Consider the following 13,718-nt stretch of genomic DNA (forward strand, 5'->3'; position numbering starts at 1 on the left):
CAACGATGATTCCATTCGAACTGCTTTCCACGTTTGTCGTCGCAGCCATCCTGATCGGCTTGTCACCCGGACCGGACAACCTTTATGTTCTGGCGCAATCGGCCTTTCACGGACGTAAAGCCGGAATCTGGCTAACGGCCGGCTTGTGCAGCGGACTGGTGGTACACACCACCGCCGTCGCTTTGGGCGTGGCCGCCATTCTGCAGACCTCCCCTACAGCCTTCAAGGTTTTGAAAGTACTTGGGGCCGCCTATCTGTTGTATCTTGCCTGGCTGGCGTTCCGTGCATCCAACGCCGCCTTGGAAAACCTTCCGCCCAAAACCCTCACGCCTTTCCAGCTCTACCGGCGCGGTATCCTGATGAACCTCTCAAACCCCAAGGTTTCAATCTTTTTTCTGGCTTTCCTGCCGCAATTCACTGTGCCCGAACACGGCTTCGTCGGCCTGCAGGTTTTCATACTCGGCTTAATCATGATGTTCGTGACCTTCATCCTTTTTGCCTCCATCGCTCTGCTGGCGGATAAATTAAGAACCAAGCTCGTACAGTCGCCCAAGATTCAAAAGACACTCCACAATATCACGGGGCTGGTTTTTCTCGCCCTCGCGGCCAACCTCATCCACGCCTAAGGCAAACCATTTAATTCCCTTAATATCGGTACAGATTTGAATTTCGCCGCCCGATTTGTTTAAGTGGTTCTCAATAACTACTTAACCACTTTCGATTGGCGTTTTATTTATAAGAGGCGTTGACACTAAACAAAAAAACGGACCCGTGTTTCCATGATTTTAATCACCTTTCTTCTGTTTCTTACTCTGTTCTTTCTCATTGGCATCACAAGCTATTTCTTCTCTAAAAAAACCACCGAAGACTATCTGGTTGCCGGTAAAAGCGTTCACCCTGCATTGGTCGGCCTTTCGGCAGTCGCGACCAACAACAGCGGTTTTATGTTCATCGGAATGATCGGGGCAACCTATGCGATGGGACTGTCTTCGATCTGGCTCATGATCGGCTGGATTGCCGGGGACTGGATCGCCCAGCGCAATTCGGTCGGCGCTATCCAGAAAAGCGCACAGCCCCCCGGAGTTCACTCCTTCGGCGGTTTAATTGCTCACTGGATTGCCGCGCCTTCCGCTTACCGCTTGAGACAACTGATCGGTCTGCTGACCATCGTTTTTCTGATCGTTTACGCAGCCGCACAACTGAAGGCCGGAACCAAAGCAACCCAAGCACTACTGGACTGGCCGGAAGAGAGCGGTATCCTGCTGGCAGCTTTCATCATTTTCGTCTACAGCCTGGTCGGCGGTATCCGGGCATCGATCTGGACCGATATGGCACAATCCATCGTCATGCTGAGCGGTATGGTCATCATGGCCGTTTTCGGCCTATCCGCCATTGGCGGACTAGACTCGTTCGACCTGCAACTGAACCAGGTTTCCGATCACTACATGAACTGGTTCCCCGAAGGAATGACCGGATTATCCGCCGTGCTGTTCGTTATCGGTTGGGTCTTCGGCGGCATGGGGGTCATCGGTCAACCGCACATCGTCATCCGCTTCATGACCTTGAACCCGAAATACACCGCCGGCCACATGCAGCGCTACTACTACGCCTGGTTCATCGTGTTTTACGGATTGACGATTACCGTCGGCCTGATCAGCCGCCTATTGATCCCTTCCACGGAAAGCTTCGATGCCGAAATGGCATTGCCGACACTGGCGACCCAGCTTATGCCCGAAGTTTTCACCGGGTTGGTTTTAGCGGCCCTGTTCGCGGCTACTATGTCGACCGTCGACTCCCTGATTCTGTCTTGTTCCGCTTCTCTGACGCGTGATCTGACGACCAATCCAAGCCAAAGCCTGTTCCTGACCAAGCTTTCCACCTTTAGTGTGCTGCTGATTGCGGTTTTGATCGCCCTTTCCAATAACCAGACGGTTTTCAGTCTGGTATTGGATGCCTGGGGACTTTTGGGATCGGCTTTCGTACCATTGATTCTGTGGCTGGCTTTAAAACAGAGAATCGATCAGACCTGGTCAATCGCTACCATTTTGGGCGGCTTGCTCGGTTTTGTCCTGTTCTCGCATTTTCAACTTTTCCCGGACGTTTATACCATCACCTTCGGAATTTTAAGCGGTTTGAGCGTGGCAATAATCGGGTCGAAATTTGCGCATTCAGACAACGGAAAACAAGTGTAAATTCAATAAAATGAGTAACGCGCTCGTTTCTAAACAACGAAAATGTATGGTAATGTTAAACCTTACTAACTATCTTGTTATCGAGCGGAGTGCGTAGCATGAAAATACAGCCTGACTTCCGGGAATTGAGCTGTTCAGAATGTACACAAGGAGCGGGTTTAGAATTCGATTTCTCTATGGCCTTACAACCGATTGTCAATGCGACAACCCGAACCGTTTTCGCACAGGAGGCATTGGTACGAGGCTTGAACAACGAGTCTGCTGCAAAGGTATTCAATCACGTAAACGACACCAACCGTTACCGCTTTGATCAAGCCTGTCGGGTCAAGGCTATTAAGCTCGCATCCGAACTCGAGATCGACTCGCTCCTTAGTATCAACTTTATGCCCCGAGCCGTCTACCGCCCGGAACTCTGCATAAGAGCCACACTTAAGGCGGCAAAAGAATACGGATTTCCAATTGAAAGAATCATCTTTGAAGTGACCGAAGGTGAAAAGGTTGACGATTACGACCATCTCCGAAGTATCGTCGACCACTATAAACAAAGGGGTTTTTTGACGGCGATCGACGACTTTGGAGCTGGCTATTCCGGCTTGAATCTCTTAGCGGAAATGCAAACCAATTTAATCAAACTTGATATGGCGTTAGTTCGAAATGTCCATCAAGACCGAGTCCGTCAATCTATCATCAAAGGCATTCTGCAGGTATGCAGAGATCTTGACATCGAAGTGATTGCTGAAGGCATTGAAACAGCCGAAGAGTTCGAGACCTTGCAATCTTTCGGCATTGAACTCTTCCAAGGTTTTTTCTTTGCGGAACCGGCATTCGAATCCCTTGCATCTATCTCCTGGAGATGACTCTATAAAAGCGCCGTCAGATCTTCTGTAGGGCGAACACCACTTTTTCCAAATAAAACTGTCAAAATAGTGAAACATAAGTCGTTGTGCTTATTGGCATAATAGAAAAAAAGCTGATGGAGTAACGCATGAGAATATTGATCGTAACCGATGCTTGGAAACCGCAAGTCAACGGCGTAGTCACTACCATGACTCAAGTCATTCAGGAACTGGAAACCGCAGGACATGAAGTCAAAGTTCTGCACCCCGGTTTATACCCTACCGTTCCGATGCCGCGCTATGCAGAAATTCGCTTAGTTATTTACGCCAAAAATTTCCGCAAACAGATCGAAGACTTTGCGCCGGACGCCGTTCATATTGTCACCGAAGGGCCTCTTGGTTTAAGGGCTAGAGCCTTCTGCATCAAACGCGGCTGGCCGTTCACTACCTCCTTCCACACCAAATTTGCCGAATATCTAAACAAACGCATTCCGCTCATCCCGGTGAGTTGGGGATATCGTTTTCTGCGTTTCTTCCATACTCCGGCCGAACGCACACTGGTTAGCACCCAATCTCTCATCGACGAACTATCGGAAAAAGACTTCAAACATCTATTCAAATGGAACCGAGGGGTCGATATCGAACTTTTCCACCCCAAAAGACGTCGTGATTTGGAACTGCCCAGACCGATCAATCTGTATGTCGGCCGGGTATCGGTCGAAAAAAATCTGCCGGCTTTTCTGAATTTGGAGCTTGAAGGCTCTAAAGTGGTCGTCGGTGGCGGACCGGCTTTGGATGCGTTCAGACAAGCCTACCCCGGCATTCACTTTTTAGGTAAACATACCGGCGAAGACTTGGCCGAATTGTTCGCCAGCGCCGACGTATTCGTATTCCCGTCGCTCACCGATACCTACGGTCTTGTCATGTTGGAAGCTTTGGCTTCGGGGACGCCGGTAGCAGCCTATCCCACCACCGGACCGATTGACGTACTGGCACCGCAGTGCGGTGTTATGGACGAGGATTTGAAAAGAGCCATCGAAGCGGCCTTGAAATTGAACCGCACAGCATGCCGAGACTACGCACAAGCATTCAGCTGGACGGCTTGCGCGCAAACTTTCTTAAGTGCGTTAGCGCCGATTCAACCCGCGACGCTTACCCGGAAAGCACCACTTGGCAATGAAGCGATAGAGTGACATACCCGTTGAAAACCCAGTAAAGACCTTAAGTTGGTTGACCGACCATTACCGTCACCATCTTGTCCGGATGGATATGTTTCTTCCACGCTTTCAGCACATCTTCCTTACTCAAGGATTCGATGATTTTCGGAAACTGTTCAAGATAATCCAACGGCAACCCGTAAAAACCGATCATGGATATATATCCGATAATCTTACCGTTACTATCGATTCGTAGCGGAAAGCCGCCAATCAAATTATCTTTAATGGCCTGAAAATGCTTATCGTCGATCGACTTCATAAAGGCTTCCAAAGTATCACCGACGACCTTTTCCGCCTCTTTGGCACTCTCGTTTTTGGTCGATAAATAACTTAACCACGGACCGGCAACCCGCATTGGCGCAAACCCGCTTCCGACACTGTACACCAAGCCGCGTTTCTCTCTCACTTCCTCCATCAACAAAGAACCGAAGCCGCTGCCGCCCAAAAGGTGGTTGCCTAAGAACAAAGCATAATAATCCGGATCGCCACGCTTAACGCCGATCTGTCCCTGACGGAAGTAGGTTTGAGAAGAATCAAATTCAATCACACTCCGCATCGCTGCTTTCAAAGGCTGCGGTTCCGGAAGTGCTGCCGGTTTTTCTCCTTTCGGCAGGGACTGCAAAAGATTTTCGGAAATCGCTTTCGCTTCTTTCATAGTGACATTACCGACAATTGAAATCGTCGCATTTGAGGCCACAAAATAACGCTTATAAAAGCTCTGTAAATCTTCCAGCTTCAATGCTTTGACCGTTTCTACCGAACCTGAAACCGGATGGGCGTAAGGGTGATTCCCGTATAACTTTTCCCAAAATTCGTTACGTGCAATTTCGCTTGGATTCTTCTGCTGCTGTTTTAAAGCAACCAAAAGACGCTGACGTTCGCGGTTGAAAATATCCGGATTAAACACCGACTGCGTTAACGATTCTTTAAATAACTCCAAAGAGGGCTTAAAGATGCTTTCTCGGGTCAAGGTGCGTAACGAAAAATTCGCCATGTCTCGATCGACTCCGCCACCGATTTTTGCACCCAGTGCATTAGTCTTCTGCGAAATCTCTTCCTCGCTCATCGTCGGCGTCTGCGTACCGATCAACGTTGTCGTCAAGGAGGCTAACCCCCATTGCTTGCCGTCACGCGCACTCCCGGCATCAAACGCAACTTCAATATCCAGCATCGGCAGTTCGGGGGAATGGACGTACATGACCTTGCTTCCTTGGGAAGTCTGCCAAGTCTTGATATCGACCCCTGCCGAAGCCTGAACGGAAAATAACAGAGTGCCGACACAAACGATCAGCAATGCCGTGAAACGCTTCATTTACAGTCTCCCTGTATAAGCTTTGATATTGGAGTGGTCTTTACCGTCCGGATAAAGTGTGGCAATAGTCAAATTATCGTGGGTTAAATATTTCTGAGCGACCGCCTGAATCTCTTCCGGTGTCACCGAGCGTATATTTTCAATCCAGTTATCCAAGGTATCCGCCGGCAATCCGACACTGATCAACGATCCAAGCACAGAAGCTTGCGCCTGAATCGAATCGCGATAATAGACGTGATCCGCTTCATCCATCGCCAACACTCGCTCCAATTCCTGTCGGCTTACCGGCTGTTTTTTAAGTTTTTCAACTTCGGATAGCAAGGCTTTTTCAACCTCTTTGATATCCTGACCGTTAACCGGCGTACCGCTTAACTCAAACAAGGTATCCAAGCGATCCGTGGCGTTATAACCGGCACTAACGCCGGCCGCAATCTGCTGATCGCGAACCAAAGACTGAGGCAGACGGCTACTCTCGCCGCCGTCCAGAATGCTGCTCAATACCGATAGCGCATACACTTCGCGTTTGTTTTCCGCCGTCACTAAACTCGGCACATGAAACCCCATTTGAAGCGAAGGTACCTGAGTATTACCCTTAAGTTCGATACGACGTAAACCCTCTTGCTCAATCTCAATCTGAGGCTTTAATTTCGGAATGCTTTCCGGCTGATAACCGCCATAATATTCCCTTGCCAACTCTAAAACTTTTTGTGGTTCGACGTCGCCGACCACGACTAAAGTCGCATTATTAGGGGCATACCATTTCTTATACCAATCACGTAAATTTTGGGCTTGATAACTGCGAATATCCGTCATCCAGCCGATGACCGGATTGCGGGCCGGACTGTTAAGGAAAGCCGTGGCATTGAACTGTTCGTTGAGTTTGGAACGAGGGTTGTCCTCCAAACGCCAACGTCGCTCCTCGGTGACCACATCGCGTTCCTTATTAAATTCGGCATCATCAATCACGAGATTACGCATGCGATCGGCTTCGATTTTCATCACTTTTTCCAGGTTCTGCTTTCCGACCACCTGATAATAAGCCGTATAGTTTGCCGTAGTGAAAGCATTCTCCTCACCGCCGAGGCGAGAAACAATCTTTGAAAACTCTCCAGGCTTCAATTTTTTGGTGCCTTTAAACATCATGTGTTCCAGCATATGCGACAATCCGGTCTGACCGGCCTGCTCGTAAGTGGAGCCGACTCGATACCACACCTGCTGCACAACCACCGGCGCACGATGATCTTCCTTAACCAAGACTTTCATGCCGTTATCTAATTGGAACTCGGAGATCTTGGCCCAACTTGGTGCCGAAAGCGAAACCAATACGACAGCCAACCCCAGTTTTTTGATCATTTTCATCTTTACTGCCATCTTGTCTTATCTATCTGTTTTTTAAGTTAAGGGATGTCTCTACAACCCTGTGTATATTGATTTATAATAGCCCAATATATCAATTCAAGTATTAATAAACCCTTAAAACAACCTACTAATTCAGTGCGATATTCTAACCAAGAAATAAACGGATCGCGACAGGTTGCCCCAATAGGAATACAGCATGTTTAGCTTTTTGCGACGTAAAAAAGATCAAGCCGAAACCGAAGTAGAAGAAATAGCGGTTGATCAAACCGAACCCGCTGAAGAATCGTCGGCAGTTCAGAAGTCCAGCTCGGAAGAAACGGCAATCGAAGCCGATTCTGAACTACAGACACAACCTGAAACAGAATCCTTAACAGAAGCCCCTACGGAACCGAGCGAAACGGTCGTCGACATCATTAACGACGAAGAGGCCATGCCGAAAACCGAGCCGGAAACTACCTCGGCTAAAAAACCGGGCTTTTTCACACGTTTGAAAAGCGGGCTTAGCAAAACTCGTCGTAGCTTCACCGATAACATCGCCAACTTACTGCTAGGCCGTAAAGAGATTGATGAAGATCTACTGGATGAACTGGAAATGATCCTGCTGACAGCGGACATTGGTGTCGATGCCACCGATCGCATTATTCGCAACCTGACAGAACAAGTATCCCGCAAAGAGTTAAATGATGCTGAAGCCCTGCTATCCGCACTAAAAGCTCAATTACAAGAGATTATCGAACCGATCAGCCAACCGCTTGATGTAGATTCTCACTTGGCCGCGCAACAAGGGCCTTATGTCATTCTAATGGTCGGAATCAACGGTGTCGGTAAAACCACAACCATCGGCAAACTGGCTAAAAAATTCCAAAATGAAGGTAAGTCGGTCATGTTGGCGGCCGGCGATACATTCCGTGCGGCGGCCGTGGAACAATTACAAACCTGGGGAGAACGCAATCAGGTTCCGGTCATTGCCCAAAAAACCGGTGCGGATTCAGCCGCCGTAATTTTTGATGCGATTCAGTCCGCCAAAGCGAAAAAAATTGATGTATTGATCGCCGATACTGCAGGGCGTTTACATACTCAATCCAACCTGATGGAAGAGTTGAAGAAAGTGAAGCGCGTTATCGGAAAAGTCGATGAATCCGCGCCGCACGAAGTCATGCTGGTGATCGATGCCGGTACGGGACAAAATGCGTTGAATCAGGCCAAACAATTCCATGAAGCCGTAGATGTCTCGGGCATCACGGTCACTAAACTCGATGGTACTGCCAAGGGCGGCATGGTGTTCGCTCTAGCCGAACAATTAAATATTCCGGTGCGTTTTATCGGTGTCGGTGAATCCATCGACGATTTAAGGCCGTTCCAAGCCAAAGAGTTTACCGAAGCATTATTTGATCAAAGCGCTTCTTAAAGATCTTTGCCAGCATGAGATTACCGGACACCCAGAACGCCAGCGAACTTTACGCTTTTAAAAAAGGCTATCGTTTAGCGATTGACGGTAAAACCGTCAATCAAGCGCCCAGCAACGTACGTTACGACCAAAACATGCGTCAATACTGCCTTATGGGCTGGGAACAAGCTCAAGAGGAAATGGCTGCCGGCATAGAAGCCAGTCAGAAAAAACCATGGCGAAATCGTCTGGCATGGTTTGTTGTGACTGTTTTAGGAAGCATCGCCACCGCCACCCTCTTGATCAACAACATTAACGAACAAAAAGCGGAACAACAGGCTTTAATCTCGAATAAGACCGCTACTCCTACTCCGCAACCGATTCAAGCTACTGAAACGACGCAATCGATCAAAACAGAGCCAGCGACACAACCCGTCCAAACTCAAACCTCAAATCGTCAAACGACAAATTTAGCGCTCGATAATTCTTTAGACTCTCTCACCCCGAAAGTAGATAAAATCGACACTGCGGAAGTTGAAACCAACGTACCTCATCCCAAACAAGATGTAGAAATGGATTTAGGGTTGTTAACCCCTCAACAACGTAACGATTTAACACTCACACAACAAGAACAAAAGAATGCTAAGCCTGAAATCGTAATGCCGACTCCCATTATTAGCGACGGCACAATTGAAATCGAAACGGCAGTCTTAACTTCAAACATATTCAACAGAGAGCCGACGGACTTACTCGGCAGTAAAGTTCCAAAGAACATACGCAAACTGTTCTTTTTCACACAAATCAAAGGCGCTAAAGACCGCGTAATTTATCACCGTTGGTTACATAATCAACAGGTTATGGCATTGATTCCTTTGACAATAAAAAGTAACCTGTACCGTACATGGTCAAGTAAACGTTTAACCAGCGCTTGGCAGGGCCAATGGACCGTCGAAGTGTTAGACACCGATAAACAGGTCCTTTATAGACACTCATTTACTTATGGCAGTTAGGAAATGGTAAACAGAATTTTTTGGGTATTGTTAACAGTTAGCTTAATCGCAGGCTGTAGCTCCAATCCGCCGAAACAGACTTACAACAACATCTGCTCGATCTATGATTTTGATGACGATTGGTATGATGCGGCAAGAGCATCGGAAAAACGCTGGGGCGTTCCGATGTATGTATTGATGGCTTTTGTCCATCAGGAGTCACGATTCAAACACGATGCTCAGCCTGAAAGACCATATTTTTTAGGTTTCATACCGTTACCTAGAAGTTCCTCGGCCTACGGGTACGCCCAAGCCCAAGACCCGGCTTGGTACGATTATCAAAAAGCGACCGGCAACTGGAGTGCTCGTCGCAGCAACATCGACGATTCTCTGGACTTCATCGGCTGGTATAACTATGAAACCCACAGGCAGCTAGGAATCTCGCGAAAAGATCCATACAACCTTTATTTAGCCTATCACGAAGGCCGTGGCGGTTATTCCCGCAAAACGTACCAAAAGAAAGCCTGGCTCAAAAAAGTCGCTCAGAAAGTGACGAATCAAGCTAGACGCTATCGTAGCCAACTTAAGAACTGTTCCTAAAACTCAATCGGAAATGAATCAGATATAAAAAAACCGCAATCATGCGGTTTTTTTATTAATGAAACAGGCCGGATATTTCTACCTAGCCTGTTCGTTCAGTTTGTAAACTTGAAAATTAAGCTTTAAAACGCTCGAACACTAAAGATGCGTTCGTTCCGCCAAATCCGAAGCTATTGCTCATGATGCGGTTCAGACCGGCATTTTCAACCAACTCCGTTACAATCGGCATCCCTTCACACTCAGGATCCAGATTATCGATATTGATTGAAGGCGCGATAAAATCGTTTTCAAGCATACACAAGCTATAGATAAATTCATGTACGCCCGCTGCACCTAGAGAGTGGCCAGACATCGATTTAGTCGAACTAATCTTAGGAACATCAGCGCCAAACACTTCACGGATGGCTGCAGCTTCCTTAGTATCTCCAACCGGCGTTGAAGTTCCGTGCGGGTTAATATAATCAATAGAACCTGCGACGGTAGAAAGCGCCATCTGCATACAACGTACCGCACCTTCACCGGATGGAGCAACCATGTCGTAACCGTCCGAGTTAGCGCCATAACCGGTGATTTCCGCATAGATTTTAGCGCCGCGGGCAAGAGCGTGTTCAAGTTCTTCAACGACAACCATACCGCCGCCGCCGGCGATAACGAAACCGTCACGGTCTGCATCGTAAGCTCGGGAAGCCTTGCTTGGATTATCATTGTTTTTAGTTGAAAGCGCACCCATCGCATCAAACAAGACCGACATCGTCCAGTGAAGTTCTTCACCACCACCGGCAAATACAACGTCCTGCTTACCTAACTGGATTTGCTCAACCGCATTACCGATACAGTGTGCAGAAGTCGAACAAGCTGAGCTGATTGAGTAGTTCAATCCCTTGATTTTGAATGGCGTCGCCAAACAAGCTGAAACGGTTGAACCCATTGTACGGGTAACCATATAAGGACCGACGCGACGGACACCCTTTTCACGTGCAGTTTCAACCGCCTGTGTCGAGTTTGAGTTAGAACCGCCACCGGAACCGGCAATCAATCCCGTTCTTGGGTTGGAAACCTGCTCTGGCGTCAATCCTGAATCTTCTACAGCCTGTTGCATGGCAATATAGCTGTAAGCCGCTGCATCACCCATAAAACGTAATTGTTTACGATCGATATGCTCGGCAAAATCCAAGTTTTTCACAGCGCCGTGCACTTGTGAACGTAATCCATTCTCAGCATACTCAGGCGCAAAAACAATCCCTGAACGGCCGTTGCGTAAAGAATCCGTTACTTCTTGTTTATTGTTCCCTAAACTTGAAACAATCCCGATTCCTGTAATGACGACTCTTTTCATAATTTAAAAACTATCCGTATTCGTAAATAAACCAACTTTCAGGTCTGCTGCACTATAAATCTCACGACCATCAACAAACAGCTTCGCATCGCCCAAGCCCATATAAAGCTTACGCTTGATCACACGTTTCATGTCGATGACATATTCCACTTTTTTCGCTGTCGGTAGAACCTGTCCGTAAAATTTAACTTCACCTGAACCCAGTGCACGGCCACGACCCGGACCACCGGTCCAACCCAAGAAGAAACCGATCAACTGCCACATCGCGTCCAAACCTAAACAACCAGGCATAACCGGATCTTCATTGAAATGGCATTCGAAAAACCATAAATCCTTAGTAATATCTAATTCAGCACGAATCTGACCTTTACCGAATGCCCCACCCTCTTCCGAGATATGGGTAATACGATCAAACATCAACATTGGAGGTAACGGTAATTGGGCATTACCTGGGCCAAACAACTCACCTCTTCCGCAAGATAAAAGTTCTTCTTTAGTATAACTAGATTGTTGTTCCATTCGGTTTTCCGATTGTATAGATATAAATTCGCTACACATTATAACAGCTTGAAATAAAACATAGCAATTGACGGGTTTAAATACAAAAAAAGCCCGTATTCTTGCAAATACGAGCTTTTCAAATGATGGTGCCGACAGAGGGACTTGAACCCCCAACCTACTGATTACAAATCAGTTGCACTACCAATTGTGCTATGTCGGCGAATGGGGCGTATTATAGAGTTTAGAAAAAAACTGTCAACTATTTTTTTACACTTTCTATAACATTTACCATTCCGAGCAACACTAAGTCTTCAATATACTCACAATCTGCATTTATTAGTCTTACAAGCTGTTTTCCATCGCCGCCGGTGACATAAACCTTAAATAAGCACCCAAACTCGTGCTGAAGGTCAAATATAACCGAATCAACAAATGAAGCGGCCATATAGAGTGTTCCGGCACAAATAGCCGATTGCGTGTTCCTAGGTAAAATATTGGTAACTGTGTCGCCTCGATCGACGCTTTCCACTCCATTACAATCAATAGAAAGCTTAGCGGTATTGTCGATCAAAGACTGTCTCATTGTAGTAACGCCCGGAACAATAAACCCGCCTACATGTCTGTTATCGTGTACCGCATCTAATGTTATAGCCGTACCGGCATCAATCACAATATAAGGCTTACGTGTGATCGTATGCGAACCTACCAAGGCCATCCAGCGATCAACCCCTAGCTTTAAAGGATCGTCATAGCCGTTCTCAAGTCCGCAACAGTTTATCTGGGTATTCAAGAATATCGGAAAAATTGACCACAATGACAAGACGGCCTCACGTAATTGATGCTCCGCAGCATTACATGAAACTGAAGAAACATACACTTGATCCGGAACGATATCGACCGTCGACAATACTTCCACCAAGCCGCCGTCATTCAGAATAGATTTGTAAGGATAAGCGCCAATATACTCATAGGCGTCATCTTCAAGAATAGCCAGTTTAATTCTGCTATTCCCCATATCAATAAATAAATCAATCATACTAATAATTGAAGGGCCTGATAGAAACGCTCCCACTTCTATATGTTATGAGGGTATCGTCGATCAGGACCTGTAATTCTCCGTGTGCATTCAGACCCTTATAAAGGCCTGTTAAATTTTGATCGTTATCATACACAATTACCCGACTATCCTTAGAGAAATAATCAACTAAATGATAGTTGAGTAAATAATCATTAAAAAGACCCTGACGGTAATTTTCGAACAGCTGTTCCTGGTTTAATACAAGATCACAGAGAAATTGCGAGATGTTGGTTTGATCATGAGAGAAAAACTCAATCAAACCACCATTAACCGAATCGATTTGAGCGTCTAATTGTGTTTTTGCATCCGTTTTGATATTTAACCCAATACCGACAACCAACCAAGATTGCACAGACGAAAAAGTAGGGATTTCCAATAAAATACCGCCTACTTTCTTACCATTAATATAAATATCATTAGGCCATTTGATCTGCAAAGATTGGTCGGTATAGTCACTCAGCGTTTCGACCAATTTTAAAGCTACTAACTGAGTTAAACCGTCCAAGCCATCTGGTGCAACCGAGATAGGTAATAAAAGACTAAATGTTAGGGAATTTGAAGAATTAAACCACTGTCGGTCTCTCTGGCCGTAACCGGCCGTTTGGTGCGTTGTAATACAAAACGCCTTATCAAGTCTCTTTTTAGCGTAATCTTTCAAATAACGGTTAGTCGAATCCAATTCATCGAAAAACAACAACTCCGTATCGGCTAATGATTTTTTAAAACATTTTTGTAGAGAAGACAGAGAGATCATAATAATTTTCACTTAAAAAAAAACCCGCCGATGCGAAGCAAGGGCGGGTTTTAGGATATAAGCTTGGCGATGACCTACTCTCGCATGGGACCTCCCACACTACCATCGGCGCTAAGACGTTTCACTTCTGAGTTCGGAATGGGATCAGGTGGTTCCA

Annotated in this window: 13 protein-coding genes, 1 tRNA gene and 1 rRNA gene; 7 read left to right on the forward strand and 8 right to left on the reverse strand. The window is 46.6% G+C overall.

What is annotated here, in order from left to right; all coding sequences use genetic code 11:
* Positions 1-5 precede the first annotated feature (5 nt).
* The 4 genes from ABY044_RS10810 to ABY044_RS10825 all read left to right on the forward strand — a co-directional run bounded on the left by ABY044_RS10810 (position 6) and on the right by ABY044_RS10825 (position 4,221).
* Positions 6-626 carry a LysE family translocator gene (locus ABY044_RS10810; protein WP_373020609.1) on the forward strand — a complete coding sequence of 207 codons (621 nt, stop codon included), beginning with the start codon at positions 6-8 and terminating at the stop codon, positions 624-626.
* A gap of 153 nt (positions 627-779) precedes the next feature.
* Positions 780-2,192, forward strand: coding sequence for a sodium/proline symporter (locus ABY044_RS10815; protein ID WP_373020611.1), 1,413 nt, complete (start codon positions 780-782; stop codon positions 2,190-2,192).
* A gap of 98 nt (positions 2,193-2,290) precedes the next feature.
* Positions 2,291-3,049, forward strand: coding sequence for an EAL domain-containing protein (locus tag ABY044_RS10820; RefSeq protein WP_373020613.1), 759 nt, complete (start codon positions 2,291-2,293; stop codon positions 3,047-3,049).
* 128 nt (positions 3,050-3,177) lie between these two features.
* Positions 3,178-4,221, forward strand: coding sequence for a glycosyltransferase family 4 protein (locus ABY044_RS10825; protein ID WP_373020615.1), 1,044 nt, complete (start codon positions 3,178-3,180; stop codon positions 4,219-4,221).
* Positions 4,222-4,249: 28 nt separating this feature from the next.
* Here ABY044_RS10825 and ABY044_RS10830 read toward each other — a convergent pair whose 3' ends face one another.
* Positions 4,250-5,557: a M16 family metallopeptidase gene (locus ABY044_RS10830; RefSeq protein ID WP_373020617.1), complete on the reverse strand. Its 1,308-nt coding sequence runs from the start codon at positions 5,555-5,557 to the stop codon at positions 4,250-4,252.
* On the reverse strand, positions 5,558-6,916 hold the full coding sequence (locus ABY044_RS10835) for a M16 family metallopeptidase (RefSeq protein WP_373020619.1): 1,359 nt from the start codon (positions 6,914-6,916) through the stop codon (positions 5,558-5,560).
* 196 nt (positions 6,917-7,112) lie between these two features.
* Between ABY044_RS10835 and ftsY the strand changes: the two genes are divergently transcribed.
* The 3 genes from ftsY to ABY044_RS10850 are packed head-to-tail and all read left to right on the forward strand — an operon-like array spanning position 7,113 to position 9,892.
* The gene (gene ftsY, locus ABY044_RS10840; protein ID WP_373020620.1) at positions 7,113-8,324 is read left to right on the forward strand and encodes a signal recognition particle-docking protein FtsY; all 1,212 of its coding nucleotides are present in this window, start codon (positions 7,113-7,115) and stop codon (positions 8,322-8,324) included.
* A gap of 14 nt (positions 8,325-8,338) precedes the next feature.
* Positions 8,339-9,313, forward strand: a complete 975-nt coding sequence (locus tag ABY044_RS10845; RefSeq protein ID WP_373020621.1) for a DUF2914 domain-containing protein — start codon at positions 8,339-8,341, stop codon at positions 9,311-9,313.
* 3 nt (positions 9,314-9,316) lie between these two features.
* Complete coding sequence (locus tag ABY044_RS10850) at positions 9,317-9,892, forward strand: transglycosylase SLT domain-containing protein (RefSeq protein WP_373020623.1); 576 nt, start codon at positions 9,317-9,319, stop codon at positions 9,890-9,892.
* A gap of 115 nt (positions 9,893-10,007) precedes the next feature.
* Here the strand turns inward: ABY044_RS10850 and fabB are convergent, their stop codons facing one another.
* The 6 genes from fabB to rrf all read right to left on the reverse strand — a co-directional run.
* Positions 10,008-11,228, reverse strand: a complete 1,221-nt coding sequence (fabB, locus tag ABY044_RS10855; RefSeq protein ID WP_373020625.1) for a beta-ketoacyl-ACP synthase I — start codon at positions 11,226-11,228, stop codon at positions 10,008-10,010.
* Positions 11,229-11,231: 3 nt separating this feature from the next.
* Entirely contained in the window at positions 11,232-11,747 is a 516-nt protein-coding gene (fabA, locus tag ABY044_RS10860) for a 3-hydroxyacyl-[acyl-carrier-protein] dehydratase FabA (protein ID WP_373020627.1), read from the reverse strand.
* 126 nt (positions 11,748-11,873) lie between these two features.
* A tRNA-Thr gene (locus ABY044_RS10865) sits at positions 11,874-11,949 on the reverse strand.
* A 39-nt stretch (positions 11,950-11,988) separates the two neighbouring features.
* A complete protein-coding gene (locus ABY044_RS10870) occupies positions 11,989-12,765 on the reverse strand; it encodes a type III pantothenate kinase (protein ID WP_373020629.1) in 777 nt (258 codons plus the stop codon).
* Between the two features lies 1 nt (position 12,766).
* Positions 12,767-13,573, reverse strand: a complete 807-nt coding sequence (locus tag ABY044_RS10875) for a biotin--[acetyl-CoA-carboxylase] ligase (RefSeq protein ID WP_373020630.1) — start codon at positions 13,571-13,573, stop codon at positions 12,767-12,769.
* A 49-nt stretch (positions 13,574-13,622) separates the two neighbouring features.
* Positions 13,623-13,718: ribosomal RNA gene (rrf, locus tag ABY044_RS10880) — 5S ribosomal RNA — on the reverse strand; the annotation flags it as partial.

Origin of the sequence: Thiomicrorhabdus sp. (assembly GCF_041583835.1) — a bacterium.
Lineage (GTDB): Bacteria > Pseudomonadota > Gammaproteobacteria > Thiomicrospirales > Thiomicrospiraceae > Thiomicrorhabdus.

Excerpts from the sequence above, each read along its gene's own strand:
- ABY044_RS10810 (WP_373020609.1), top strand. The coding sequence starts at position 6 with ATGATTCCATTCGAACTGCTTTCCACGTTTGTCGTCGCAGCCATCCTG.
- ABY044_RS10815 (WP_373020611.1), top strand. The coding sequence starts at position 780 with ATGATTTTAATCACCTTTCTTCTGTTTCTTACTCTGTTCTTTCTCATT.
- ABY044_RS10820 (WP_373020613.1), top strand. The coding sequence starts at position 2,291 with ATGAAAATACAGCCTGACTTCCGGGAATTGAGCTGTTCAGAATGTACA.
- ABY044_RS10825 (WP_373020615.1), top strand. The coding sequence starts at position 3,178 with ATGAGAATATTGATCGTAACCGATGCTTGGAAACCGCAAGTCAACGGC.
- ABY044_RS10830 (WP_373020617.1), bottom strand. The coding sequence starts at position 5,557 with ATGAAGCGTTTCACGGCATTGCTGATCGTTTGTGTCGGCACTCTGTTA.
- ABY044_RS10835 (WP_373020619.1), bottom strand. The coding sequence starts at position 6,916 with ATGAAAATGATCAAAAAACTGGGGTTGGCTGTCGTATTGGTTTCGCTT.
- ftsY (WP_373020620.1), top strand. The coding sequence starts at position 7,113 with ATGTTTAGCTTTTTGCGACGTAAAAAAGATCAAGCCGAAACCGAAGTA.
- ABY044_RS10845 (WP_373020621.1), top strand. The coding sequence starts at position 8,339 with ATGAGATTACCGGACACCCAGAACGCCAGCGAACTTTACGCTTTTAAA.
- ABY044_RS10850 (WP_373020623.1), top strand. The coding sequence starts at position 9,317 with ATGGTAAACAGAATTTTTTGGGTATTGTTAACAGTTAGCTTAATCGCA.
- fabB (WP_373020625.1), bottom strand. The coding sequence starts at position 11,228 with ATGAAAAGAGTCGTCATTACAGGAATCGGGATTGTTTCAAGTTTAGGG.
- fabA (WP_373020627.1), bottom strand. The coding sequence starts at position 11,747 with ATGGAACAACAATCTAGTTATACTAAAGAAGAACTTTTATCTTGCGGA.
- ABY044_RS10870 (WP_373020629.1), bottom strand. The coding sequence starts at position 12,765 with ATGATTGATTTATTTATTGATATGGGGAATAGCAGAATTAAACTGGCT.